Origin of the sequence: Sinomonas sp. G460-2, assembly GCF_047759905.1 — a bacterium.
In the GTDB taxonomy this organism is placed as follows: domain Bacteria; phylum Actinomycetota; class Actinomycetes; order Actinomycetales; family Micrococcaceae; genus Sinomonas.
On the sequence record NZ_JBKZWT010000010.1, the window covers coordinates 1 to 25,329 of the forward strand.

Annotated in this window: 20 protein-coding genes and 1 pseudogene; 8 read left to right on the top strand and 13 right to left on the bottom strand. The window is 65.0% G+C overall.

Going from position 1 to position 25,329, the window contains the following annotated elements:
* The 3 genes and pseudogenes from ACLN58_RS02430 to ACLN58_RS02440 form a co-directional block, all read left to right on the top strand.
* Positions 1 to 237: pseudogene (locus ACLN58_RS02430) on the top strand (transcriptional regulator); the annotation flags it as partial.
* 339 nt (positions 238 to 576) lie between these two features.
* Positions 577 to 1,947, top strand: coding sequence for an MFS transporter (locus ACLN58_RS02435; protein WP_415853685.1), 1,371 nt, complete (start codon positions 577 to 579; stop codon positions 1,945 to 1,947).
* On the top strand, positions 1,940 to 2,311 hold the full coding sequence (locus tag ACLN58_RS02440; RefSeq protein ID WP_415853686.1) for a DUF2255 family protein: 372 nt from the start codon (positions 1,940 to 1,942) through the stop codon (positions 2,309 to 2,311). The genes ACLN58_RS02435 and ACLN58_RS02440 overlap by 8 nt, the downstream gene beginning before the upstream one ends.
* 224 nt (positions 2,312 to 2,535) lie before the next feature.
* Here the strand turns inward: ACLN58_RS02440 and ACLN58_RS02445 are convergent, their stop codons facing one another.
* The 10 genes from ACLN58_RS02445 to ACLN58_RS02490 form a co-directional block, all read right to left on the bottom strand.
* A complete protein-coding gene (locus tag ACLN58_RS02445) occupies positions 2,536 to 3,588 on the bottom strand; it encodes an aldo/keto reductase (RefSeq protein ID WP_415853687.1) in 1,053 nt (350 codons plus the stop codon).
* Positions 3,589 to 3,676: 88 nt separating this feature from the next.
* The gene (locus ACLN58_RS02450) at positions 3,677 to 4,423 is read right to left on the bottom strand and encodes an SDR family NAD(P)-dependent oxidoreductase (protein WP_415853688.1); all 747 of its coding nucleotides are present in this window, start codon (positions 4,421 to 4,423) and stop codon (positions 3,677 to 3,679) included.
* 121 nt (positions 4,424 to 4,544) lie between these two features.
* Positions 4,545 to 7,079: a beta-glucosidase family protein gene (locus ACLN58_RS02455; protein WP_415853689.1), complete on the bottom strand. Its 2,535-nt coding sequence runs from the start codon at positions 7,077 to 7,079 to the stop codon at positions 4,545 to 4,547.
* A gap of 111 nt (positions 7,080 to 7,190) precedes the next feature.
* Positions 7,191 to 7,583, bottom strand: a complete 393-nt coding sequence (locus tag ACLN58_RS02460) for a hypothetical protein (RefSeq protein WP_415853690.1) — start codon at positions 7,581 to 7,583, stop codon at positions 7,191 to 7,193.
* A gap of 244 nt (positions 7,584 to 7,827) precedes the next feature.
* A complete protein-coding gene (locus ACLN58_RS02465; protein ID WP_415853691.1) occupies positions 7,828 to 8,997 on the bottom strand; it encodes an iron-containing alcohol dehydrogenase family protein in 1,170 nt (389 codons plus the stop codon).
* Between the two features lie 17 nt (positions 8,998 to 9,014).
* Positions 9,015 to 10,436, bottom strand: a complete 1,422-nt coding sequence (locus ACLN58_RS02470; RefSeq protein ID WP_415853692.1) for an MmgE/PrpD family protein — start codon at positions 10,434 to 10,436, stop codon at positions 9,015 to 9,017.
* A 60-nt stretch (positions 10,437 to 10,496) separates the two neighbouring features.
* On the bottom strand, positions 10,497 to 11,264 hold the full coding sequence (locus ACLN58_RS02475; protein ID WP_415853693.1) for a glucose 1-dehydrogenase: 768 nt from the start codon (positions 11,262 to 11,264) through the stop codon (positions 10,497 to 10,499).
* The gene (locus ACLN58_RS02480; protein WP_415853694.1) at positions 11,261 to 12,235 is read right to left on the bottom strand and encodes an SMP-30/gluconolactonase/LRE family protein; all 975 of its coding nucleotides are present in this window, start codon (positions 12,233 to 12,235) and stop codon (positions 11,261 to 11,263) included. The genes ACLN58_RS02475 and ACLN58_RS02480 overlap by 4 nt, the downstream gene beginning before the upstream one ends.
* A 92-nt stretch (positions 12,236 to 12,327) precedes the next feature.
* Entirely contained in the window at positions 12,328 to 13,329 is a 1,002-nt protein-coding gene (locus tag ACLN58_RS02485; protein WP_415853695.1) for a zinc-binding dehydrogenase, read from the bottom strand.
* Between the two features lie 51 nt (positions 13,330 to 13,380).
* Positions 13,381 to 14,850 (bottom strand): aldehyde dehydrogenase, encoded by a 1,470-nt coding sequence (locus ACLN58_RS02490; RefSeq protein WP_415853696.1) that lies wholly within the window; start codon positions 14,848 to 14,850, stop codon positions 13,381 to 13,383.
* Positions 14,851 to 15,040: 190 nt separating this feature from the next.
* Between ACLN58_RS02490 and ACLN58_RS02495 the strand changes: the two genes are divergently transcribed.
* From ACLN58_RS02495 to ACLN58_RS02515, 5 genes are all read left to right on the top strand, one after another.
* A complete protein-coding gene (locus ACLN58_RS02495; protein WP_415853697.1) occupies positions 15,041 to 16,306 on the top strand; it encodes an alpha/beta fold hydrolase in 1,266 nt (421 codons plus the stop codon).
* Positions 16,307 to 17,794 (top strand): aldehyde dehydrogenase, encoded by a 1,488-nt coding sequence (locus tag ACLN58_RS02500; protein WP_415853698.1) that lies wholly within the window; start codon positions 16,307 to 16,309, stop codon positions 17,792 to 17,794.
* Positions 17,795 to 17,886: 92 nt separating this feature from the next.
* A complete protein-coding gene (gene tcuA, locus ACLN58_RS02505) occupies positions 17,887 to 19,365 on the top strand; it encodes an FAD-dependent tricarballylate dehydrogenase TcuA (protein WP_415853699.1) in 1,479 nt (492 codons plus the stop codon).
* Positions 19,366 to 19,423: 58 nt separating this feature from the next.
* Entirely contained in the window at positions 19,424 to 20,056 is a 633-nt protein-coding gene (locus tag ACLN58_RS02510) for a GntR family transcriptional regulator (RefSeq protein WP_415853700.1), read from the top strand.
* A 228-nt stretch (positions 20,057 to 20,284) separates the two neighbouring features.
* The gene (locus ACLN58_RS02515) at positions 20,285 to 20,524 is read left to right on the top strand and encodes a hypothetical protein (protein ID WP_415853701.1); all 240 of its coding nucleotides are present in this window, start codon (positions 20,285 to 20,287) and stop codon (positions 20,522 to 20,524) included.
* Between the two features lie 341 nt (positions 20,525 to 20,865).
* On the opposite strand, the gene ACLN58_RS02520 is transcribed toward ACLN58_RS02515, so the two are convergent.
* The 3 genes from ACLN58_RS02520 to ACLN58_RS02530 form a co-directional block, all read right to left on the bottom strand.
* Positions 20,866 to 22,917 carry a CoA transferase gene (locus tag ACLN58_RS02520; RefSeq protein ID WP_415853702.1) on the bottom strand — a complete coding sequence of 684 codons (2,052 nt, stop codon included), beginning with the start codon at positions 22,915 to 22,917 and terminating at the stop codon, positions 20,866 to 20,868.
* 577 nt (positions 22,918 to 23,494) lie between these two features.
* Positions 23,495 to 24,232 carry an IclR family transcriptional regulator gene (locus ACLN58_RS02525; protein ID WP_415853703.1) on the bottom strand — a complete coding sequence of 246 codons (738 nt, stop codon included), beginning with the start codon at positions 24,230 to 24,232 and terminating at the stop codon, positions 23,495 to 23,497.
* A 128-nt stretch (positions 24,233 to 24,360) separates the two neighbouring features.
* The gene (locus tag ACLN58_RS02530; RefSeq protein ID WP_415853704.1) at positions 24,361 to 25,188 is read right to left on the bottom strand and encodes an SDR family NAD(P)-dependent oxidoreductase; all 828 of its coding nucleotides are present in this window, start codon (positions 25,186 to 25,188) and stop codon (positions 24,361 to 24,363) included.
* Positions 25,189 to 25,329: the final 141 nt, after the last annotated feature.

Sequence of the window (25,329 nt, forward strand, 5' to 3'; positions counted from 1 at the left end):
AGCGCCCACAATGTCCTGCATTATGGCACCGGATTCAAAACCTTCCGTCATCCCGTTGTCGGCGAGCTCACCGTCGCCTACGAGGGACTGGAGATGACATCGGAGCCCGGCCTCACGCTTACCACCTACAGCGCAGAGCCCGGGTCACCCTCTGAAGAGGCATTACGGCTGCTTGCATCCTGGGCAGCCACCGAATTTCCCTCCATGCGGAAACCACAGTCGAGAGCCGAAGCCTGACGGCGTGCTGCTGTTTCTCCGCGCTGAGACTGCGCCCGACACGTTAAGCCGACGGCTATCGGCGTCGAACGCGGAGGACGGCAGCGCCGGGCACCGAACTCTCGCCGCCCTAGAAGCAGCCGATGGCTCGGAGATCAGGGCCGCGACGCCATGCCCACGCAGATAGCCCGGACCGACCGAGGGTAGGTACCCAGTCCGGGCCCGGTCCAACGCCGACGGTTCGGACTTGCGATGAAGCACCGAATCACTGAGGAGACATCTGTGGAGAAAGGGAGCCCTTTGGCCCCACACACGCGGGACACTCAAGCAGTCCGTCCTGCCGTCGCGCGCAGTACCCTCATGTCTTCGGTGCTGGGCTTCTTCGTCATCACCTTGGACGCTGTGGTCGTCAATGTTGCGCTGCCGACTGTCCGAACTGAGCTCGGTGGCGGGATGACGGGACTGCAGTGGATCGTTGATGGGTATACCCTCGCGTTCGCAGCCCTTCTGCTCTCTTCTGGGGCGCTCTCCGATCGCCTCGGAGCGCGCCGTGCCTTCGGGGTCGGTGTGGTCCTGTTCGTCGCCGCTTCGGTGACCTGCGGCCTCGCTCCAGGCTTGGGCGCCCTCGTGGCGGCGCGGTTCATCCAAGGAACCGGGGCCGCTGTCATGATGCCCGCGTCGATGGCGCTCATAGGTCAGGCGTTCCCGGATCCCATTCGCCGGGCTCGCGCCGTCGCCATCTGGGCGATGGGCGGTGCCGTGGCCTCGACCTCTGGCCCGGTGATCGGCGGGCTGCTGAACCTCGTGAGCTGGCGGCTAATCTTCCTGATCAACCTTCCCGTCGGGATCATGGCCTTGATCCTGTTGGCACGTGCCCGCCGGTCGCCCCGCCGCGAGGTGCCATTCGACTGGGTGGGGCAAACGACGGCAGTGCTCGCCATGGGCGGCTTGACCTACGGGATCATCGAGGCCGGAGCGGTCGGCTTCGCAGCCCCGCAGGTGGTGACGGCCCTTTCGGTCGGCGTTGCGGCACTCGTGGCGTTTGCCCTCTCCCAGACCAGGGTCCGCCATCCGATGGTGCCGCTGGCGCTCGCCCGGTCCCCGGTCGTCGCGGTGGCCTCGACGTCGGGTTTCGCGTTCATGATCGGGAACTACGGGCTCCCGTTCGTAATGAGCCTCTACCTCCAGCAATACCGTGGGCTAACGTCGTTCGGCACGGGAATCGCGTTCCTGCCCATGATGCTGATCGGATTCATCCTGACGCCCTTCAGCGCGCGTATCGTCGAACGATTCGGCGCAAAGCGGCTGATCCCGCTCGGCTTCCTTTCGATGACCGCGGGCACGATTGGGCTAGCCGTGCTACCTTCGGACGTTCCCGTGTGGTTTATCTCGAGCCTTCTGGTGCTCGTGGGTCTCTGTGGACCGCTTGTCATTCCGCCCATCAGCGGCGTCCTGCTCAACAGCGTTCCTGGGCACCTCTCGGGCACCGCAAGCGGCGTCTTCCACGCAAGCAGACAAATCGGCGGTGCCCTGGCCGTCGCCGTCTTTGGGGCGCTGCTGGCCGATCCGGCAGGGTTCCAGACCGGCGTCGCAACTAGCCTGTTGGCCGCGGCCGCCGTTGCTCTTTGCGCAGCTGTAGCGAGCCGACTCCTTACGGAAGGGCCCCGAGCTGGACCCCGATCAATTCTGCCTACGGCCCTGACTGCTCGAGAGGAACCTCACAATGACTGAATGGGACACCAACACTCTCGCCCGGATTGCGGCGACCGACGACCTGCACATCGCTCCGTTCCGGGAGGACGGCACCACCTACGGCACCCCGACGTGGATCTGGTCAGTCGTCGTCGACGAGAGCCTCTACGTGCGCCCCTGGAATGGGGCCAACTCACGTTGGTACAAGGCGGCGATGAACCAGGGGGCGGGGCGCATCACCACCGCCGGCGGCACCTACGACGTGCGCTTCCATGCTGCAAACCCCGCCGTGAACGACGACGTCGACGCTGCCTACCGCGCAAAGTACGCCAACAGCGAGTACCTTCCCCCGATGCTCGCAGCCCGCCCCCGGGCCGCGACCGTCAGGATTACCCCCGCCTGACCCAAGAGGACCCGTAATTCACGAAGAGGCGGCAGCCTCTGCCTTCTCACTGGCTGGCCGCCGCCGCGGCGCTTCCTCGGCATTAGCGTGCGCGGAACCTATTGGCGTTCTTACGGAGCGTCACGATGACAGCAAGTCGCATGGCCTGCGACTCCAATGCCAACGTTGACGAGACGCCACATCACGGCGTCGTCACGATGGGGCTTCCCCGGATACAGGCTACTTCACGCCCGGAGCGCTTCCCCGGGAACGATGTCGTGCGGGCCGAGGCGGTCGGAGGCCGACTTGGCGTGATGCCAGTAGGGGTAGATGAGCGGCGGGGCAGACACCTTGTCCAAGCGTTCACGCTCGTCTGAGGTGAGTTGCAGGTCGGCCGCCGCGAGGTTGTCGACGAGCTGTTGCTCTGTGCGGGCCCCGACAATCAGCGACGAGACACCAGGACGGCCCAGCAACCACGCCAAGGACACTTGAGCTGCCGACACGCCGCGGGCATCTCCGATCTCGACCAGTTCCTCGACGATGTCATACAGAGCGTCATCGTCGCGTACCGGCGGCTCGTCCCAGGCCGTGAGTTGGCGCGAGCCTTCAGGCGCCTGCTTGCCGCGACGGTACTTGCCCGACAGCAAGCCGCCGGCCAGCGGGCTCCACACCAGCACCCCGACTCCTGAATCTTCGGCGATCGGAAGCAGCTCGTATTCGGCCTCCCTGGCTTGGAGCGTATAGTGAATCTGCTGGGAGATGAAAGGCTGGTAGCCCTTCCGCTCAGAAACGCCAAGCGCCTTCATCAACTGCCATCCCGCGTAATTCGAGCTGCCGATGTAGCGGACTTTGCCCGATCGCACGAGGGAGTCCAGCGCCTCGAGCGTCTCCTCGAGCGGGGTCTGTCCGTCCCACTCGTGTACCTGGTATAGGTCAATATGGTCGGTGCCCAGGCGACGCAAGCTCGCCTCGCATTGGGCGATAATGTGGTGCCGCGACAGGCCCGTTTCGTTAGGCCCATCGCCCATGCGCATGCGCACCTTCGTCGCGACCAAAGTCCGGTCCCGCCGGCCCTTGAGCGCCTGGCCCAGGATCTCTTCGGAGACCCCATAGGAATATACGTTCGCGGTGTCGAGCAGATTTACCCCATGGTCGAGGGCGACATCCAGCAGCCGCTTCGCCTCTTCGACAGTGGTGGTGCCTGCGTTGGCGAAAAAGCCAGCGCCGCCGAACATCATCGTTCCGAATGTAACGGTCGAGACTTTCAGGCCTGAGCGCCCCAAATATCGGTATTCCATCGTGCTTGTCCCTTTCTTTCAGATTATCGTTTATTGCCCGGCGCCCGAATTCGCCACGGCAGGTCTCGCATCCACGCCGAGGCACTAGTCAGGGAGTCGTTCCGGCGAGGGCGATGCCTGTGTGCGCTTCGAGTTTGTCCAGGAGCTCGTGATGGAACTCGGTATTGCCGGCTGCGGGATGCGGCTGGCGCGACTTGCGGTGATACCAATATCCGCCGGTGCGCGGGGAGAATTCGGCTTCCTCGGCCGTGGCGAGCCACTCTTGGGTGCGGTGCCCTTCTTCGAGGCTGTCCGAAGCGGAGGGACCGCCCATCCGGGTCGGCACCCAGCCCGGATCCACTGCGTGCGCGAGCGAATCGGGGCGGCGATCAACGAGGGCCATCGCAAGTGCTGTGACATAGAGCTTGGAGTCCTCGTATGCGCGACCCCGATCGCCGGGGCTAGAGAAGTTGGCTGAATCGAGATCGGTCGTACCTGACATATGCATCGAACTGCTGAGTACGATCGATCGGCTCGGCGGTGTCATCAGCGCAGTGAGCACGTAGGGCGCGACGATGTTGACCGCGAACACATCCGGCCCTTTGAGGACACCGGCATTATGGATGACGGCGTCGAAATGGCCGATGCCGTTCGCTTGCGCCGCGAGACCGGCAGTCTGATCCAAGTCGGCGAGGTCACCGTAAATGACTTCGCGCATGCGTTTGCGAACGCTTTGGTTCTTGACGCGGTCGGCGTTGCGGGCATGCAGGACGACATCGTGTCCGGCGCCTGCCAACCCGAGTGCCGTTGCGAGTCCAAGGCCGGTAGAAGCACCTGTAACCAGGACGAGTGCCATAGGTTGTGCCTTTCTTCTCTCAGGACGAACGAGGTGGATGAGGTCGGGTTCTCGGCGTCCGGCAACTACGCTCAGCCCATGTGGCACTGCTGGGCCCCTTCTCCCTCTGGCTCTAGGGCGTCTACGGCATTGGAATTCGTGCTCTCACGTCGCCTAGCCCACGCGCCACGAGCAATGAGCCCTGCCCTGTCATCGGAACCCAGCTGCCACTGGATTCATCCCAGCGTCGGAAGAGACGGGGATCGCACGCGACAGTCACGGAGACTGTCGCGCCAGGCGCCACTTCCTCTCCGGCGTATCCGACGAGCCGCACCGGCTGGCCAGGCTCGGCCGGGTCGAAGTACACCTGAACCGTTTCCCGCGATGGGCGCGAAGCGGTATTGGTCACCTCGACTTGGAGTGTCGGGACGGCGTCCTCGGAGACGAGCCGTGGCTCTCCGTATTCCCATGACCCGTATCCGAGGCCGTGGCCGAACCAGAACAAGGGCTCAGGCGCGTTTCCCGCGTGCCAGCCGCGGTAGCCGACGGCTGTGCCGTCCGCGTACTCCAGGCCAAGGTCTTCACCGGGGGTAACGGTCCATGCCGGGGCCGCGCTGTCTGAAGCAGGGTAAGTGGTCACAAGCCGCCCGGTTGGCTCTGCCCCGCCCGTAAGCACGGCCGCGATCGCTCGTCCCCCCTCCTGGCCAGGGAGCCCAGCGATCAACACGGCATCGACCTCGTCGAGCCACGGCATGAGCACCGGGGTGGCCGCGTTGACGACGACGACCGTGCGTTCAGCCGCCGCGGCGACGGAGCGGACGAGCTCGTCCTGCCGACCGGGGAGGGCGAGCGTGGTCTTGTCCGAGCCTTCGGTCTCATCCTCCTCTGTCAGGCCGACGACCACGATCGCCGTTCCGGCCTGTAAGGCTGCTTTCTCCGCCTCGGCGATGGCAGCGTCGTCCGTCCGGACGGCAGGCTCGGCGACCAGAGCAACGAGGCCGTAGGACCCCGTCTCGAGCAGATGGCTCTCCTCGGCCAGCTCCAGAGCCGGGTTGTTGGCAAGCATCTGAGGCCAGTCAAGTGCCTTGAACTCGTACCGGGCGGTGACCACGGCACCTTCCGGAAGATCTAGGGTCTTGGTGAAAGCCGGTTGGCAAATCATCGTCTCGCCAGGGTCGACCCCGGCGACTGCCAGCTCCGCCTCCGCAATCGGCCCAGTGGTGGTCGAAATCGTCCAGTGGCCTGCGCCAATCCCTCCCAGGCGTACTGGACCAGCCTCATTTGCCAGGACTGCAGAGAAGATAACGACGGCGGGCGCCTCCTCGAGATCGTCGTCCCATCCCACAGTGATCGCCGTGCCGTCCTCATGGCGGCTCGAGATCTCCCGGCCATCTGCGGCAAGGAGCGTCACCCGGACACCATGCTCGCCGGTATCGGGGTCCCTCACAAAGGACGGTGCCGCGGCGACGGGACGGGCGCGCACGGCGACGCCGTCGACGACAGTGAGCCGGTCGCCCAGGAGTTCGGTGAGGCCTTCCGCAACAGTGGACTGGTAGGGCGGGTTCACTTGGGCGGAACCGCCGCCCATGTCCTGGGTGGCCACGGCGTGACGGCCGATGAGCGTGACATCGCCTGTGCCCATCAGCGGCAATGTGCCGCCGTTGTTCTTGACGAGGACCATCCCCCGGCTCGCGATGCGACGAAGCTGCTCCCTGCGGAGTGAGGAGTCCGGGGAGGGCATGCCTGCATTGAACGTGCTCGCGCGGCGATCGCTGCCGCTCGCTCGCAGCCCACCCGTGCGCTCGGCAAGCCGTAGGAGGCGGGTGAGGTGGTCGTCCACGGTCGCCTCGGCAACATCCCCACGCTGGACGGCGGAGACAAGACGCTCCCCCCACGGACCGGAAGGCCCGGGCATGACAAGGTCCAGTCCCCCGTTCGCGGACGCGACCGTGCGCTTGGTCGCGAACCAGTCGCTCATGATGAGCCCATCCCAGCCCCACTCGCCCTTGACGATCTCGTTCTGGACGTGGTTCTGTTCCGTCGCCGCAACTCCGTTGACGTCGTTGTACGCGGCCATCATCGACCACACTCCGGCGTCCTCGACGGCCATCTGGAAAGGCAGTAGGTACACCTCGCGGAGCGCCGTCTCGCTGACGCGCGAGTCCATGAAGCTGCGCAGCGTCTCGGACTCGTTGGCCACGAGATGCTTGAGGCACGCCGCCGTGCCGTCGGCCTGCATGCCCCGTACATACGCGGATCCGGTGCGCCCGGTCAGGTACGGATCCTCGGAGTAGGCCTCGAAGAGGCGCCCTCCCAGAGGGGAGCGGTGGAGGTTGATGGTCGGGCCGAGCACTACGTGGATTCTCTGGCGGTGCGCTTCCTCCGAGAGCATTCGGCCCACCTCCTCGGCGACGGAATCATCCCACGAGCCAGAGATGAGGGTCGCATTGGGGAAGAGGGCGACGGCGTCCCCCCCGGCGAACTTGAGTCCCCGTACGCCTGTCGGACCATCGGAGAACGCCAACGGGGCAAGCCCGATAGTGTCGTTGCCCGGGAGCGTGAACGCCGTCTCGCCCGTGAGCAGGTGCACCTTCTCCTCGAGAGAGAGGCGCGCGATGAGAGCTGCGTAATCCACTGTTCTGGTCAGTTGGGCGTAGTCTGCGGTGTTCTGGGACATGGTGGTTACTTCACCTTCTTGATCGGGAGGCCTACGAGTGCCTCGTCGGCGTTGCGTCTGTGGCGGGCACGCCGAGAAGAAGCCTTCATTCTTCGAAGTCGGCGCCCTGGTTCAGCTGCACAGGTCCGACTGATTGGACAAGGGTGGTGGACCGATGTAGACCATCCCCGTCAGGGTGAGCTCGTCAGCAGAGAATCCCGCGCGGATCCTGAAAATGCCTGGTTCAATGGTCCAGCCGTTGTCCCAGTGGGCGAAGCACCGTGCCCCGATGAAGATGTCGACGACAACCGCACTCCCAGGGCCAGCGTTGGCCAGAGCGTTCCCGACCGGCCAGCGGGGTAGTCGCTGGACGGAAGATAAGCGCCGCTCAGCGTACAGCAGGACTTGTCGCATGCCTTGTCGTGTGGTCACGTTGCGAACCCGCACCCGGACCTTCACGTGGCCTGTGACCGGGGCCGGCTGGCTGAGCTCGAGATCTTCAAGCGTCCAGCCTGATCCGGCCATCTGGCCCTCCTCTCCTACACTGGGGCCTAGGCAGCCCATCAGGGTGGATTCGCTGTCGTCAATGTTGCAGCTGTTTTTCGTCTACGTCCTGAACTACGCCCCGAGACGAGGGCACAATCGACGTCCATGCAGGACCTCGTGCCAGCCTCTGCTGCTGATAACGCTTGTGAAGAGCCTGAGCGTTGAGCTGAACAGGAGGCCTTCGGGTCGTGCAGCGTAGATGGCGGTGACCCAATACTGCGGCTCACCACGCGCTATCGACAATCATTTCGAGGTCGTCTAGACCTGCGCGCCGAGGCATGCGTGCGTTCATTGCCCAGTCTTCGACTGCGTGCTCAAGGGCGGCCTGGAGATTTGGCTCCGTCAGTCCGATCTGGCTGAGACGCTCAGGCAGCCCCAACGCTTCTCCGAATTGGCGCAGCGCGATCTCGATTCCGTCGATCGTGTGCTCCACTGCGCCCAGAGCGGCCGCCACGACAGGCACGCGATGGGCCACCACTGCCGCGGTGAAGCGGACGGTGTGCGGAAGGAGGATGGTCTCCACTACTCCGCCCGCCACCGTAGACTTGGGAGCAAGCTCGTGAGAGAGGGCAAGAGCCAGGCCCGCGCCCGAGTAGTCGCTCCCCTGCCCGGCGAGGATCGCTCCCATCGCAACTCGCGCTCGTGGTTCAAATTGATCCGTGTGTTCGGCCACCGCCCCCAGGTTGGCGACGATCTCCCGGACGCCTTGGAAGAGAAGCGCCTCAGCGAAGGGGTCGCCGGAAGTTGCCAGCAAACCCTCAACCCCCATCGACAGCCCATTCATCGCGGTCGCCACGAACAGCCCGGCGGGGGACGACGAAAGGACGGTCGGATCAAGCACAATCCCGGCAGCGCGCACCTTGGGGTCGAAGACGGCAACCCGCCTGCCCATCACCGGGTCCCTGAGTGCCGCTCCCGCCTTCGCCATCGCGGGCGTCGGCGTGCTCGGCACGATCCAGATGGGGAGCTTCGGTTGTGGCATTCGCGGATTGATGACCTTGCCATGATCGTCGCGACGCGTCAGCAGCTCTTCGAGGGGGCGGCTCTCGCCGGCGAGAACAGTCGCCGCGCGCGCAGTCACCATCGCGGATCCCCCTCCTAGGACGACAAGAGCATCAGCTTCGGCCTGGGCAATGACATTCGCTAGTTCTGTGACCACATCCGTCGGGCTGAACTGTCTCACGCGTGTGAATGCGCCGGCAATCCGATTGCCTACCGTCTCAACGACCAACCGATAAGACGGTGCATCGGCTAGCGACGGACTGGTCACGACGACAACGGATCGGCAGCGCGCGCGCTCAAGCTCGCGACCGAGGGCCGCCATTGAGCGGGGGCCAGCGTAGATCGTTCCCGCCGGTGTCGAATGACGCAGGTCGATGGCGGGGGCGTTCACTCGTGTCTCCCTTTCGTTCATGAGGGCCTCGCGCTGTTGATAAGGTCGGCGACGTCATCGACATCCTCTAGGGCGTGGATCCCCCTCGTAAGCTGCTCCGCATCGTGGTCGGAGAGTGTCGGTCCCGTGTTGTCCTTGAACTTCGCGATGAGCTCGTCGGTCGAGATCTCGGTGGATGGGTCGGACGTCCGTGCCCCTCTCGGGAAGCGTCGCTCGGCCACGAAGCTTTCGCCTCTCGCGGTGACCTCGAGCTTCGACAAGCGACTGGAGGGATCAGCGGCCAGCGCGTCCGTATACCCGGGATGGGAGTGGAGCCGGACTCGGGACACGAGTGCCTGAATGGAGGGATCGAAGATGACCTCGTCGTCCTGCCACCGACGGGTCGGGAAGATCCGATGCGCGCTGACGGCAAGTCCATATGCGGTGCTATTGAGTGCATCGGTAGGGCTGAGAATCTCAGTGTTCGCCCACACCGGATACAGCCCCTGCGGTTCGCCCCAGGCCTCGATCGACTCGATCTCCTCCGGTGCGATGTCGTTGACTGCGACGAGTTCCGACATTGCGTCAAGGAGCGCGGCCGGCACCCGGCAATGCGGATAGATCTTGTACGCCTGCTCCCGGGGGAATCTCCAGGCTGACCCCAGTTCCGCGGTAATCGCTCCAGGCTCCCACCGAGTGGTACCGATGAAGCGGGGGAAACCGAACTCGCGATCATCCAGGATTTCGAGATCTCCGGTATGGCCGCTCGCGGCAAGGTGCGCTGCGGTCAACGCCGTGAGGACGAGATTGCCTGTGAGTGCGTAGTTGGTGGTCGCGGCGTGAATGCGATGACTCGAAGACCACATGGCGTTCACCGGAGCCGAACTGCCCGCGATTCCAAGCGTGAACGCAGCCATGCGCCCGGGCTGCCGGAGCAGCCTTGCGTTCGCAGCGGCCGCGCCGAATACAGAGCTGCTATACCCGAAGACGGGAGGGTGAGTCATCCGCCCTTCGGACATATCCCGCACATAGTCCATCGCCTTGCCGATCCGGTAGCTCACCTCATGGGCTACGGCGACAGCAACGATGAGCTCTCGCCCACTGCGGTGTTCACGTTCGGCCAGGGCGAGCGCTCCCGGCAGCACGAACGGGACGACGTGGCCGGGCGGGAGTACCGCGTCGAAGTCGAGTGCGTTGATCAGCTCGGCGTTGGCGAAGGCGGCTCCAAACGCGCTCGTGCGCTGCTGACTGCCGAGGATCGTTGCCTCCTCGGAGCGCGCACCCATCAGCATCCCGAACTCGACCCCGATCCGGCCTCGATCCGAGCTCTGCGCGGCGATGGCGCAGCCGATCGAGTCCAAGAGCAATCGCTTCACCTCATCGATCACCTCAAAAGGAAGGGTGTCGAAAGCCGTTTCCGCGGCGAAGCTGCCGAGCCGCTGGATTATCGTCTGCAGCACCGCTCGCCCCTCTCTCGTACTCGTGATGAAGCGTGCATGGCGTCCGCAGCGGCCTCCGGACTACTGGGCAACGTAGCCGCCGTCGACGGGCAGTGCGGCACCGACGACGAAGCTCGCGCCCGGACTGCACAACCAGAGCACCGCGGATGCGATCTCCTCGGGCTTGCCGAATCGGCCCATCGGCGTGATCGCCAACGCCCGCTCACGGTCCAGTTCTCCGTTGCCGAACATCGCCGTCACCATCGGGGTGACGATGGTGCCGGGGCAGACGGCGTTGATCCGTACGCCGCGCGGAGCGTATTGGAGGGCTGCGGATTGAGTCAGTCCGATGACCCCGAACTTTGATGAGTGGTAGGACGCTCGGCCCGCCGCTCCCACCAGCCCACCGAGCGACGAGCAGTTCACTATCGCCCCGCTCCCTTGGGCCCGCATCTGCCTGAGTTCGTGCTTCATGCACGCCCAGACTCCCCGAAGGTTGACGGCGTGTACCTTCTCGAAGTATTCGAGCTCTTCGTCTGCGGCGTCGCTCAGTGGAATCTGAATGCCCGCGTTGTTGAAGGCCATGTCCAAGCGCCCGAACTCGGCCACCGCGCGCTCGACCGTTGCGGCGACCGAGGTCTCGTCAGCGACATCGCAGACGACGGCAATCGTGTTGTGCCCGCCTTCGTTGAGCGCCTCGGACGCGGCCCTTACCGCGGCCTCGTCGACGTCAGCGAGCACGACGGCGGCACCGGCCTCGGCGAAAGCCTGTGCGGTGGCCAGCCCCATTCCGGATCCCGCACCGGTGATGAGGGCCACCTGGTCTCTGAAGTTATACGTGGGGTTCATGCGTCGCTCCTTTCGTAAGCGCGCGGTTCTGATTTGTCCCGCGCGTTGTTCACACGCGCTGCGGGGACATCGACACGAGCGACCTGGATCTGCCCGACCGGCTCGCTGCGGCGCAGCGCAGGATCGGTGTCCGCGGCGGTAGTGGCGAGGAACAGTGTTCTGCCGTCCGCGCCGCCGAGAGTCGCGCCGTAGGCGTGAAGGCCTCCGCTTGTCCGGACTTCGTCGACGATTCCAACTCCGGGAACTACCCGGATCGCACGAGGGCGAGTGTAGTCAGCAGCCCACACGGCTCCCTCGGCATCGGGCTCGGAAATTCCATCGCACGCAGCCACAAGCTGATCGAAGACCTTGGTCTGGTCGCTTGTGTCGGGAAGCTCACCGAGTCGCGCCCAGTCCCGGCGCTCGGAGAGCGAGCCGTCTTTGGCGATGTCAAACGCGGATAACCGATTCCCCCACGATTCGGCCAGGACCAGGGTCCGACCGTCGATGATCGCCATGCCGTTCGGAAAGTACATGGGCTCGCTGACTGCCGACACGACGCCGTCCGGCGTCACCCGCAGCAATGGTCCGGGGTTGAACGGCGCGCCCGCGCGCGGATCAAAGCCCAACATGCCGATGTATGCCGTGCCGTCGTCGGCGACGATCATGTCGTTCGGCGCATCGCCATCAGACTGGAGGTGGGGGGCGAAGTCCGCGTGTACGACCAGCGATCCGTCATGCTCGCGGCGGAGCAGCTGCCGGTCGTCGATCGCCACTATAAGGAGGCGGCCGTCTGGCAGCCACCCAAGGCCGACAGGAGTGCCGGGCACGGATGCCTCGATCCGCACGTCGGAACCGTCCTCCTCGCATGAGTAGACGGATTCGGTGTACAGATCGGAGAACCAGAAGCGTCCTTCGTGCCACCGTGTTCCCTCGGGGAATGTAAAGCGCCCGTTCGGGCCGTGGTCCACCAGGGTCTTCGCCTCGTACATGTTCTACGCCTTTCTTCCGGTGTCGATCACGACGCCGATCAAAACTTCCTTGAAGGTTTGCTGATGTTCGTGATCCCGCCTGTGCGGGACGCTCAGGGCAAGAGGACGCCCTTTCCGGTGCTTTGGGTGTCGAGCACCTTGTAGGCTTGGGCGGCGTCGGAGAGCTTCCATCTGTGCGTGAACAACGCGTCGACCTCGATGCCGCGCTCGACCACGAGATCGGCGGGGCGGGTCATCGACTGTACGGACATGGTCCATGATGTCTTGGCGGTGATCTGGCTCCACAGGTGATCACTGAGATCGACCTGTGCACGCGATCCGCGTCCGACCCAGCATGCAACTCCCCACAGGCCAAGGACCTCGAGAGCCTGGTTCACGGCGATTGGGGATCCTGACGTTTCAAGGCTCTTGGAGGCGCCCCGCCCGTTCGTGAGTTCCAGCACCGCATCGCGCACCGATTCGGCCTCGGTGGGGTTGATGACCTCGGCCGCGCCGAACTCGCGGGCCCGCTCGAGGCGGTGGGGCTCGATGTCGAGGGCGATCACGCGCGCCCCCATAGCCGATGCGAGCTGGGTGGCAGCGAGCCCGACAGGGCCCTGTCCGAAGATCACGATGGTGTCGGACCCGCGGAGATCGATCCGCTCGAGCGCACCCCAGGCCGTCCCTGAACCGCAGCTGATCGCCGCCGAAGCCAGGAATGAAAGCCCCTCCGGCATGGGCAGGACAGCCCGGAACGGAACGCGAGCGAACGACGCGTGTGAACCGTTGACGTGGTGGCCCATCGCCTGGAGGCCTTCGCGGCACAGCTGAGGCCATCCTGCGTGGCACTGATCGCATCGACCACAGCCGAAATAGTGATGGACCATGACTGATCGGCCGATCCACGAGGCCGGCACCTCGGCACCGGCCTCGACGATCACCCCTGCGGGCTCGTGTCCCACAATCACCGTCGGAGCGGTCTCACGAGGGCCCCGATAGTGGTGAAGGTCCGAGCCGCACATCCCGGACGCCCGGATCTCGATGATGACGTCTTGCGGGCCCGGAGAGGGATCCGGGAAGTCCCGGATCTCGAGCGTGCGCTCTCCGTTGAACAACACTCCCTGCATAAGCCCGTCAGCCTCCGTCGCCTCTCGCCGCGCCCATGGCTAGAGCCGGGCTGCCAACTCGCGCGAGATCCCGATCGCCTTGAGCTCCACGAACGGGTCGAGTCCCTCGGGGCCGAATTCGCGGCCCATCCCGCTGGACTTGACGCCCCCCATGGGAGCGAGGAATCCGGACGGGTTGCCATTGAGCTCCACAGTGCCCGTGTGGATGCGGCGGGCCACCTCCACGCCGTGTTCGACATCGGTCGTGAACACCGCGCCATTGAGGCCGTAGGTGGAGTTGTTCGCGATTGCGATGGCCTCGTCTTCGTCTCGATAGGGGATCACCGCCACAACAGGGCCGAAGATCTCCTCCTGGGCGATGGTCGCGTTGGGGTCCACATCGGCGAAGACTGTCGGCTCGACGAACCAGCCGCGTTCCAAGCCCGCCGGTCGACCGCCTCCGCGGACCAGCCGCGCACCCTCGTGGGAGCCCTTGCGGATGTACTCCTCGACACGGGCACGCTGGCGCTCGCTCACGAGCGGCCCAATCTCCGTCAGGTCGTCGTGGGGATCTCCGACCGGCATTGAGCTGACCATCGCGTCGAGGCGTCCGAGGAACTCGGCCTGCTTGGAGGCCGGCACCACGAGTCTCGTCTTGAGGCTGCAGATCTGGCCGTTGTTCCGGAAGGCGCCGAGCCGAAGCGACGACATCACGACATCGAGATCGGCGTCATCGAGCACGACCGCCGCCGACTTCCCACCGAGTTCGAGCGTGAGCCTGCGGAAATCGTGACCGCAGATCTCTGCGATGCGCCGCCCGGCGGCGCTCGATCCGGTGAAGGTCACCTTGCTGATTCCCGGATGCGACACTAGGTATTCGCTGACCTCTCGATCGGCAACTACGAGGTTGATCGCCCCAGACGGCAGTCCCGCTTCTTCCAAGAGCCGGACGAGGAGGTACGCATCGAGCGGGGACTCGGGCGCCGGCTTGAGGACGACAGTGCATCCCGCCAGCAGTGCCGGCACGACCTTCTGAGCGATAAGCGATGCGGGCATATTCCAGGGAACGACAGCGGCGACCACGCCGACGGGGTCGCGCATCACGAGCGCCTGCCCGTTCGAAGATCGGCGGACCGAGCGGAACGGGTACTCCCGGGCCGTCTGGACATAAGCATCGACGATGAGGACCGGATTGGCCACTTGGATCTCACGCGACTGGGTGATCGGGGCGCCCATCTCGTCTGTGATGAGCTGTGCGAGCTCCTCGCTGTGCTCAACGATCAGCTCCCGCCACCGCTGGAGGATGGCGATGCGGTCCTCGAGGGTCATGGTGGGCCAAGGGCCCTCATTGAGCGCGAGGGTCGCGGCTGCGACAGCGCGGTCGATGTCCTCGCGCGAGGCAGAGGGGACGGATGCGATCCGCTGCTCAGTCAGCGGCGAGATCACCTCGATGCGCTTCCCACTCGCGGGAGCGGCCCACCGCCCACCAATGAAAATCGTGTCGTGATCCGTCGTGAACACTGAACTCATCTCTGTTTCTCCCTCTTCGGAGACCGCCGACTGCGACATCCGGTTCCTTCCAACCACAGCGTACATCTTCAGAATACCGAACGCCCATACACAATGTAGTATAGGAGATGAATCGCGATCGGTGTAGCGTGGATCTGTATACAGCTGCATCCAAGCCAAGTCGTGACGACTCCAGACGAGAGGCCTTTCGATGACGAATGATCCAAACCACTCGCATGCCGGCGGGCTGTCGGTGCTCGCAGAACGCCGGGATTCATGGCGACGCGCCGCAGAGGAGGACGCGCAGTTGCGGGAGTTCCGACGCAACGCCGATCTCCGCATCGCCTTCACGGATGGCAACGAGCGAGTCACCGTGAGGGTGACGCCGGGAGGGCTTGATGAGACAGAAAATGCCGACGTCACCCTCGTCGCCCCCGCGGTCGCGTGGAACGAGCTCCTCTCGGGCACACCTGCCCCGACGATGAACCACTTCCTGGCCATGCTGATGCGAGTCAATGGAACCCGCATCGAGGGCGACGAAATCCGGTTCGGCCAGCACGCCCACGTCGTACGGCGCCTTCTGGAGCTCGCCCGCGAATCGGTCGATCGACCGATCGACCGGGCACCTGACCCTGTACTCGACCGCAGCGGCATACGCGGTCGCCATGTGCCGGTGACAGTGGACGGCGACCGAGTCGACCTCTATGTGGAGGAGGCTGGCACGGGCTCCTCCACGCCCCTGCTAGTCCTCCACACGGCCGGTGCGGACGGGAGGCAGGCTCATCCCCTCATGGCCGACGCCGAACTCACTGCCCGTCGGCGCGTGATCGCCTTCGATATGCCCGGCCATGGTCGCTCCGACGCGCTGCCCGGCCCGCTCGGGTCGTGGAGCCTCACGCCCGATCGTTATGCGGACGCCATCCTCGGGGTGATCGATGCACTGGGACTCGAGCGGCCAATCTTGGTCGGCGCATCCATGGCGGGCGAGGCCTGCCTGCTCATGGCCTACCGTGCTCCGGACCGCCTCGGCGGGGTGATCGCGTGCGAGGCCAGCGAGTACGTCCCTGGGCGGGTCACGCCCTGGGCAGGCCACCCGCAGGTGAACGAGAGCATCTTCGTGCCCGAGTGGATCGACGGTCTCATCGCACCGACTGCTCCCGCCTCGATGCGTGACCTCATCTGGCGAGGATACTCGCAGGGCGGCCACCGTACCTTCGCGGGAGACATCGACTTCTACTCCGGCGGCTGGGACGGAAGAGGCATCGTGAACCTCATCGACACGTCCATCTGTCCGGTGGTCATGATGACTGGTGAGTTCGACTACTCCTGCACGCCGGCAATGTCGCAGGCGACGGCAGAGCAAATCCCCGGCGCCAGGTTCTGGATGATGCCGGGCCTAGGCCATTTCCCAATCTGCGAACACCCCGCGGCATTCCGGCCGCACCTCGACAAAGCACTCGCAGAGATCGGAGCCTAAGTGACCTCGCTAAGCCTGCCCGACACTCGCATGCTGATCGACGCGTCCCGCGTGCCCCTAGACCACGGTCGGACGATCACCGTCACGAGTCCTATCGACGGATCCCACCTCGCGGAGGTCGCCGACGCGACGGCCGCGCAGGTCCACGACGCGATCTCTGCGGCGGAGCGAGCCTTCGTCTCATGGCGCAAGGTATCCGGGAGCGAACGTGCCCGGCTCCTGCACCGGCTGGCAGACCTCATCGACCGGAACAGCGACGAGCTCGCCCTGCTGGAGACAACCGACAACGGAAAGCTGCTGCGGGAGACCTCCACCCAGGCGCGCTTTGCCGCCCGCAACTATCGCTTCTTCGCAGGGGCGGCCGACAAACTGTACGGTCACACCGTCCCGCTCGACGGATGGGACACCTTCGACTACACATCGCGGGAGCCGGTCGGCGTCGCCGTGCTTATCACGGCGTGGAACTCACCCATGCAGCTCCTGGCGAACAAGCTGGCCCCTGCCCTCGCCGCTGGCTGCACCGTGGTGGTCAAGCCGAGCGAGATCGCACCCCTAACAACCCTCCGCCTTGCAAACCTGGTCGCCGAGGCCGGTTTCCCGGACGGAGTCGTCAACATCGTCACGGGCGGCCTCGAAGCGGGCGTGGCGTTGACGACGGATCCGCGAGTGGGGCGGATCAGCTTCACCGGCTCGGTAGCGACAGGGCAGGCGATCGGGCGCGCTGCAGCTGGCACGCTCGTACCGGTGACCCTGGAGCTCGGCGGAAAGAGCGCCAACATCGTGTTCGAAGACGCCGACCTCGACCGCGCTGTAACCGGTGCCGTCGCAGGCATCTTCGCCGCCGGCGGACAGACCTGCATCGCTGGCAGCCGACTCCTGGTGCACGACTCCATCGCAGACATTGTCACCGAGCGCATCGCGGACATCGCGCGGCGCATCATCATCGGCGACCCCCGAGCGGATACAACTCAGATGGGGCCAGTCGCTTCCGCGCTCCAACAGGAGCGGATCCTCAGCATGGTGAACGATGCCTTCGTTGACGGCTCCCGCCTCCTCGTCGGCGGCGGCGTGCCAGACAACCCCTCACTTCCCGCGGGATCCTACGTGCAGCCAACCATCTTCACAGAGGTGGCTCCGGAATCCCGGCTCGCCCAGCAGGAAGTGTTCGGCCCAGTGCTGGCCGTGACCCGCTTCCATGACGAGGAAGAGGCGATCGCCATCGCCAACGGGACAGAGTTCGGCTTGGCCTCGGGGGTCTGGACGAAGGATCTGTCGCGCGCCCACCGGGTCGCGCGCGAGCTTGTCGCCGGCACCGTGTGGGTAAACACCTACCGGTACTCCGCGGCCCAAGCGCCCTTCGGCGGCGTCAAGCGGTCCGGGTACGGACGGGAGCGGGGCCTGGAGGCGCTAGACGAATACCTGCGCACCAAGAACGTACTGATCGACCTGTCCGACACCGTCCGCGACCCGTTCGCCATCAAAGCCTGAGAACAAAGGTGTGAGGTCAGACCTTCCTTGGAGGAGGATCGCTCACCGGGAGATTGTGCCCGCCACGCGGGATTGACCGAGAGGAAACACCCATGCCCGAAACTTCCACTGACACCTATGACGTGATCGTCGTCGGCGGCGGCAACGCCGGCTTCTCCGCTGCTCATGCCGCTGCAGAGCGCGGTCGCCGCGTCTTGCTCCTGGAGCGCGGTACGAGCGAAACGGCAGGCGGGAACAGCTTCTACACCGCGGGGGCAACCCGGATTCCCCACGGCGGGCTGGACGACCTGCACTCCTTCATCGAGCCCGACGATCGCCACGACGTCACCGAGGTCCCCCCGTACTCTTCCGAGGAGTACATGGCGGATCTAGTGAAGGTGACCGCCGGCCGTACGGACGTTGCAATGGCCGATGTCCTCGTCCATGAGGCGCAGGACGCGGTCCGATGGCTCCAGGGGCTTGGACTGCGGTACCGCCTGATGTACGAGCGCCAGGCTTACCAGCGTGCCGACGGCAGCTACCTCTTCTGGGGCGGTCTGCACATCGGCAACGTCGGCGGCGGCGAAGGACTGATCGCCGATCACACGATCGTCGCCAACCGTCTCGGCGAGGAAATCCGCTACGGCGCACGGGCGCGGTCGCTCATTGTGGAAAATGGTCGCGTCGTCGGCGTGCGATACACGGATAGCGACCAGATCGAGCACCAAGTCCGCGCCGAGAGCGTCGTGCTCGCGGCCGGCGGTTTCGAATCCAACGCTTCCTGGCGCCGGGAACACCTCGGTGAGGGCTGGGAGAACGCCAAGGTCCGCGGCACCCCGTACAATGTCGGAGACATGCTCGCCGCAGCCCTCGAGCTCGGCGCGGCGAAGGGCGGCGACTGGACAACATGCCATTCGGTGCAATGGGATGCAGAGGCTGAGCACAACGAGTCCAACCGCGAACTCACAAACCGCCTCACACGCCAGAGCTACCCTCTGGGAATCATCGTGAACCGCAGCGGCGAGCGGTTCCTCGACGAAGGCGCCGACTTCCGCAACTACACCTACGCAAAGTACGGTCGCGAAATCCTCCGCCAGCCAGGCTCCATCGCGTGGCAGCTGTTCGACGCGACGCTCCGGCCGAGCCTGCGTACTGAGGAGTACGACATGCCCGGGATCGGGGTGCACATCGCCGACTCGGTGGAGGACCTCGCTGCATCTGCAGGCATCGATCCGGATGGACTCTCGCGAACCGTCAAGGCTTTCAACGCCTCCATCGATCCCGATACCCTGCTTGACCCCACCGTCAAGGACGGCCGCCGTGCAGATGTAGAGCCCCCGAAGTCGAACTGGGCCTCCCCTCTCGAAACGCCCCCCTTCTACGCGTACCCGGTGACCTGCGGCATCACCTTCACGTTCGGAGGCGTACGTGGCGACCTCGACGGGCGCGTGCTCGACGGGGAAGGTCGTCCGATTGCTGGCTTGTTCGCGTGCGGCGAGATGTTGGGCGGCCTCTTCTCAGGGAACTACCCGGGGGGCTCCGGCCTCGCCGCCGGGATGGTCTTCGGCCGCCGTGCCGGGTGCGTAGCCTAAGCAGCGGTCGCTGCGAAGCGGCTAGATTCGTCGCATAGCGCGCGGAGGAAGGAGCGAAATGGCGACGAGCGTCTACCGGAAGATCCGCGAGGCGATTCTGAGCGGCCGGTTCCCTCCTGAGCACCTTCTGGGCGAGAATGCGCTGGCGTCCGAGTTCAACATCTCGCGCACCCCCGTTCGCGAGGCCCTCCACCGCCTGGAGATCGAGCGGCTCGTCGAGCGTACGGCTCGGGGGATGATCGTCCGCGCAACGTCGCCCGAGGAGATCCTCGACATTTACGACGTGCGAATAACACTGGAGGGCGCGGCAGCGCACCATGCAGCATTAAGGGCGACGGAATTGGACCGGATTCGTCTCCGTTCCGCCCAAGACGCCATGGCCAAGGCCGACGCCGACGTCGGAAGACGGCAATCGACCAACCGTGACTTCCATGCGGCGCTGTGGCACGCCAGCCACAGCGCCACCCTCCTCGACCTGCTGGAACGGCTCAACACACACCTCATCCGCTACTCCTCGACCACCCTGACCGACAACGAGCGCTGGGAAGCCGCCCTCGGCGAGCACGAGGAACTGCTTGCCGCCATCGAGGCTCAGGACCCGGAGAAGGCCCAGCGTCTGGCGATCAGGCACATGAAGGGGGCGCGGGACGTGCGCCTTCGCATGTATGCGGAGGGCCAAGGAAGCGGCTGACCACGCGAGTAGATGTCTTCGGTACGCTGGGCGAGGTGCTGCCCCGCGGCTTGGCGTCCCCCATTCGGGCACTATTCGAGTCGGATTTCGCCCGAGTTCCTACAGGTGGAGCCCCAGCTCCGCGCCCACGCGTATCACGTCCTGATTCAGGCATCCCTGATCCTCATAACAATCCCGGCCGCCATGCAGTCATGGAACCTCGATGGCGCTGTGCTCGTAGGCATGTGAATGGCAGCGCCTCCCCACGCGTTCACCGCGCTCGCAGACGACCTCTCCATCTTCCCGCCGACCCTCGTAGATAGCTGCGAATTCGACAGCCTCCGCCATAGCGGCGAGCCGTTCGCCCTCGCAGAGGCCGGTGTCGACGTCGAGTTGGTGCTCAGCCGCGACGTTCCCCGCGGACATCTCAACTGGATTGCGGAGAGGACGTCGCGGTCCTACAACCCTCGCCGACGCCGCGAGCTCTGAAGCTCCCGCCGTCTGCCAGGCAACCCGTCTCTAGCAAAACGCATGGAAGAGACCTGTCTTGATGGCCGCAGACCTCGACGGATCGAGGCCGACTGGCTGGCAGGCCTTCTTCCACGACCTCACCATCGGGCGGCCCCTGAATGCGCGTGGTCCCACTGATGCCCGCGTCAGCCAGGGGCGACGTCCGTCGGGGCGACCAGGACCCGGGGTAGCCCCATAGTGCCGCCACCAGAACGCACTAAGCTGCTCATCTCGTAAGCGTGGCCACCCCAAGCCCGCCTGGCTGTGGAAACACTGCGCTGGTCTACGACGCCGAATATGGCTGAGGCAGAATCTCGACTTCACATCCGCTCGGGTGCGCTCGTGAGCGGCGTCCTGTCCCTTCCGATGATCTTCCATGGCAACCCGGTCACCTCGTAATTGCCCAGCGTCTGGCTCTCGACCTGCTGGATGATGCCGGTGGAGCGAAAGAAGGAGTCAGCGGCGAGGGATTGCGCGTCTTCGACGAGCGAAGCCGGCACATACCGCTCTCGCAGCACGGCGGCGAAGCCGCGGGCATCAAGCGAGCGGTCGAGCCCGAGATCCGCTGCGAGCAGCTCTGCCCCCCTTCGCAATCCCACCGGAGCCGTCGTCCCCGTCGCTTCATGGAACATGGCAGCATCCTCCGGCGTGCGAAACGAGACCGCGGCGAGATCGGCGCCGAACCTGACGAAGAAGTCGAGTCCAGAGCCGGGTGTTTCGTAGTAGCGATCTGGATCCACGCCTATGAGGTCGACCAGCTCGGATGCCATCACCTCGGTCATAGAGAGGTCGACGCTCGTCACCGAGTTGTGCTCATCCGCCAAAGACCATGCGAGGATCCATGTGGCGGTAACCGCCCCCGTCAGCGGATCGGCCCATGGGGTGCCGACGTCGGCCATGAGTCCAGCATCATCCTGCGTCGCGCTCACGAGACCGGCGAACGCGTGGATGTTGTGCCCGTAGGCCCGGTATCCGGCCCACTCGCCTGTACCGCCGAAGCCACTGGAGGATAGGGACAGCCTAGGACGGTCCTTTGCAGCCACCGCGCCCCCGTCAACTCCGACGGCTTTTGCCCGGCGCGGGCTGACGTTGTGCACGACAACGTCGAATGGCTCCAGGTCGAGACTCGATCCGGCCGCGTCCACTGTCACCTCGAGAGGCTGCTTGCAGTAGTTGACCTGATTGAAATACGCGCTCCGATTGAGGCCGGACTCGCCATCAACGAACGGGCCACGTCGCCGATACACGTCGAGGCGTGCCGCATCTTCGAGCTTGCTGACCTGTGCCCCCATGGCACCCAGCCATGCCGTGGCCAGTGGCACTGCCAGCACGTGCCCGGCGTCGAGCACCCGCAGCTCGCCCAGCGGACGCCGGGCAGCGATTGCTGTCCGTTTCTCCTCAGTCCGCACGAGTGCCGGCATGCTCGCCGTTTTGGACCCGATCCCCAAGGGCCTGCCGATAGCTTGGGCGCGTTCGAGGTACTCTTCGACCGAGTTCACCGCGGTGCAGGGGACACCGGCCTCCTGGAGGATACGTTCACACTCGAAATTCGAACGCGTCGCGGCCCACTCCTCGAGGGCGTGGTTCACTCGCTCAGGGTAGCGGCGTCCGTCCTCGATCGAGACGAGGTCATCGAGAGCAGGGTAGAGCGTCCGCTGGAGAGCTTCCCACTGGTGCTGCTCGAGCACGACAAGATAGATCTGCCCTTCCGCGCATCGGAAGAATCCTGTGGGCGCGCCGTAGCGAGAACTTCCCCCATCATCCGGGCACCGACCGAGAGCGTGTGCCATCTCCAGGCAGAGACCTGACGCGACGACTGCGGCCTGCGCCGAGACGTCGACATGGATGGGCTTTGCCAATTCGCGGGAAAGGTGAACACCGTGGAGCGCGGATATCGCAATGACAACTCCAACGAGCTTGAGCGCAATGTCTCCTGCAGGCACGACTGGGGTGCCGTCTCCCACGCGCGAATGACCCAGCACCCCGCCAGCCGCAAGGGCTACGAAATCGGAGCCGAATGCATCAGCCCGTGCACCCTCGAGGCCGAATGCGCTGGCGCTCACCCAGACACCGCGATTGACCCGCCCGACATGGTCGAGGTAATCCGCGACATCATCCCTCGATTCGGCCATGTGCGGGACCGGCTCGATGCGGTCGACGAGGACGATGTCGTAGTCCTGCCCGTTCGAGTGTCCGTCGAGGCCGTCGACGACGCTGATCTCGGCGCCGAACGCGCGCAGGATCCCGGTGGCTGTGGTTACCGCGGTCGTCTCCCCTACCGACAGCACGCGCAGCGCAGAGAGCCACGCTGAGGGCGCGTCGCTCGTCGCGGGGTCGCGACGCGTTGCCGATTCGGCGATGGTCCTGCTCATTCGGGTTCCTCCCCTGTCATGGCTGGCGTAAGCGTTCAGTTAGGGCGGGAACCCCAAGAGAACCGAACACATTCAGTATATCGATCATCCGTACAGAAATAGGAACAGTCAAGACTCGACCGACCAAACGGGGCGAGTCGGTCATTGCACCCAAATCTGGCCAAAGGGATCCCGTAGGAGTACGAGAGCGCACCAGAATCTGAGCGGAAGAGCGCAAGGAATGGCGTCCTCGCATCCCTCGCGGAAGCTTCGAAACAAGATCACCCGGGAGGCACTGTGCCGGGGCGGAGTGGCCATCCCCTCGTCCGCCCGAGCAAGCACCGCGTCGATTTCACGCGCCTGTCCGAACAGACTGCAAGGCCAAGAACGGGTTCGGCTCTATCGAAGGCGGCCTCCAGTAATCAGACGTCGCCAAGCTGCGCCTTGTGGCCTTAGAGCTGCGGCGGGAAGGGCGTTCGACCATCCGAGATGCAGTGCCCTCCTGGAGGCTGACCGAAGGGGCAGCGAGAGGGGACGCGGTCCTGCGGGGGCCGGGCGGCTTTCCCCAGGGCCGCCCACAGACCGGCTGAAGCAAGCCTCAGGCGGTCAGAGGGATGGAGATGTCAGCCGCCGCTGCCGCCACGATCGGCATCAACTCGGCATCGCGACCCCGCATGCGCTCAGAGGGGCCGACCACGCCGATGGCGAAAGTCACACCGTCCTCACCGATGATCGGGCCGGAGAGACCGAGGAGTCCCGGCATGGATTCGGCCCGGTTGAAGGCAATTCCGGTTTTTCGGATCTCAGCCAGTTCCGCCATTACCGCTTCCTGCCGCTCAGGGTCGGGGAAGTTCCGCCTGACATATGCGTCGCTCTTCGCCTCGTCCATAAATGCAAGGAAGATCTTGCCGTAGCTCGTAGGCCAGAGTGGTCGGCGCTGGTTCAGCACGGGCGTAGCCCGAATCACCTGGCTGGACTCTACGACGTCCACATTGATAACCGATTCCCCCACGCGGGCCGCCAAGATCGCTGTCTCATCCGCCTCGAGGGAGAGCCGTTCAAGGATGCGATGCGCGTTGGCGGGCAGCCGCATGCGACCAGGGGCGAGCAATGCGATCCCTGGGCCCTCGTAGTAGCGACCCTGGTGCTCTCTCAGGTATCCCGTCGCTACAAGGCCCTTGGCCAAGCCATGGATCGACGACTTTGGCGCCTTCACCTGCTCCGCAAGGTCCCCGAGCCGGAGCCCCTGGGGTTCATTGGCGACAACGGCCTCGAGAATGCCCATAGCACGACTAACCGTCCGGTGCTCCGCATTCCGGATCTCGCTCGGCTCCATTCCGTTCGTCCTATCTGCTCAGCACGAATGCGGCTCGCCCACATGGTCCCCATACGATCCTAGCCGCAGGGGGCTGCCATCAGCACCGGGACCCGCCCGATGACCGCTGGCGAGGCATGGCCCTGCACTCAGCCCGCCCGCAGTGCCTGACCGCCGTCCACTGGCAGCGACGCTCCCGTGATGAATCGCGCCCGGTCCGACGACAGGAAGACTGCGGCTTCGGCAACATCCCATCCTGTTCCCTGGCGGCCCCGTAGCGGAACGTGGGAGTCCCGCTCTCGAATGAGATCCTCCTTACTCTGGCCATGAATACCGACCCGATTCTCAATCGCCATAGGCGTCTCCATCAATCCCGGCAGGATTGCGTTGGCCCTGATGCCGTCCGGCGCATGTCGGATTGCAATGTGCTGAACGAGCGCGACCACTCCGGCCTTGGAGGTCTTGTAGGCAATCATCGGCGTATCGACCAAAGAGGCGACCGAGCCGACGCAGGTGATCGATCCGCCGCCTTGCGCCTGCATGAGGGGGATGGTGTGCCTGCATGTCGCGACCATCCCGCTGAGGTTGATCCGGATCACGCGATCGAACGCATCCATCTCGATCTCAGAAATCACGGCGTCACCTCCGGCGAGACTCACCCCTACGTTGTTGTGGAGGAGATCGATGCCGCCCAATGACTCATGGGCGAACGCCACCATCGACGCCACCGACTGAGCGTCCGCGATGTCGGATGCGACCGCATATGCCTCGCCGCCGGCCGCCAGGATCTCCTGGGCGGTCTCGTCGGCACGCTCGAAATGACGGTCCGCGACGACGACGCGCGCGCCCTCGCGGGCAAAAAGGAGTGCTGTGGCACGGCCGTTCCCGATGGTCGAGCCCGGAGTCTGTCCGCCTCCGACCACAAGCGCTCGCTTGCCTTTGAGTTCCTGCTCCGGTCGAGACGGGATTGTTGTCATTGAGCATGCCTTCCATTGAGGGACGAACACGCGGGGATGTCCGTCCATTCCAATGCCCCTTGGTTGCGGAGCCGCTGCAAGTGCGAGGCGAGCCAACCGCAGCCAGTGAGGCCGAGCAGCGAAGTTCCTCCATCAGGCAAA

Excerpts from the sequence above, each read along its gene's own strand:
- ACLN58_RS02435 (WP_415853685.1), top strand. The coding sequence starts at position 577 with ATGTCTTCGGTGCTGGGCTTCTTCGTCATCACCTTGGACGCTGTGGTC.
- ACLN58_RS02440 (WP_415853686.1), top strand. The coding sequence starts at position 1,940 with ATGACTGAATGGGACACCAACACTCTCGCCCGGATTGCGGCGACCGAC.
- ACLN58_RS02445 (WP_415853687.1), bottom strand. The coding sequence starts at position 3,588 with ATGGAATACCGATATTTGGGGCGCTCAGGCCTGAAAGTCTCGACCGTT.
- ACLN58_RS02450 (WP_415853688.1), bottom strand. The coding sequence starts at position 4,423 with ATGGCACTCGTCCTGGTTACAGGTGCTTCTACCGGCCTTGGACTCGCA.
- ACLN58_RS02455 (WP_415853689.1), bottom strand. The coding sequence starts at position 7,079 with ATGTCCCAGAACACCGCAGACTACGCCCAACTGACCAGAACAGTGGAT.
- ACLN58_RS02460 (WP_415853690.1), bottom strand. The coding sequence starts at position 7,583 with ATGGCCGGATCAGGCTGGACGCTTGAAGATCTCGAGCTCAGCCAGCCG.
- ACLN58_RS02475 (WP_415853693.1), bottom strand. The coding sequence starts at position 11,264 with ATGAACCCCACGTATAACTTCAGAGACCAGGTGGCCCTCATCACCGGT.
- ACLN58_RS02480 (WP_415853694.1), bottom strand. The coding sequence starts at position 12,235 with ATGTACGAGGCGAAGACCCTGGTGGACCACGGCCCGAACGGGCGCTTT.
- ACLN58_RS02490 (WP_415853696.1), bottom strand. The coding sequence starts at position 14,850 with ATGAGTTCAGTGTTCACGACGGATCACGACACGATTTTCATTGGTGGG.
- ACLN58_RS02495 (WP_415853697.1), top strand. The coding sequence starts at position 15,041 with ATGACGAATGATCCAAACCACTCGCATGCCGGCGGGCTGTCGGTGCTC.
- tcuA (WP_415853699.1), top strand. The coding sequence starts at position 17,887 with ATGCCCGAAACTTCCACTGACACCTATGACGTGATCGTCGTCGGCGGC.
- ACLN58_RS02510 (WP_415853700.1), top strand. The coding sequence starts at position 19,424 with ATGGCGACGAGCGTCTACCGGAAGATCCGCGAGGCGATTCTGAGCGGC.
- ACLN58_RS02515 (WP_415853701.1), top strand. The coding sequence starts at position 20,285 with ATGGCAGCGCCTCCCCACGCGTTCACCGCGCTCGCAGACGACCTCTCC.
- ACLN58_RS02520 (WP_415853702.1), bottom strand. The coding sequence starts at position 22,917 with ATGAGCAGGACCATCGCCGAATCGGCAACGCGTCGCGACCCCGCGACG.
- ACLN58_RS02525 (WP_415853703.1), bottom strand. The coding sequence starts at position 24,232 with ATGGAGCCGAGCGAGATCCGGAATGCGGAGCACCGGACGGTTAGTCGT.
- ACLN58_RS02530 (WP_415853704.1), bottom strand. The coding sequence starts at position 25,188 with ATGACAACAATCCCGTCTCGACCGGAGCAGGAACTCAAAGGCAAGCGA.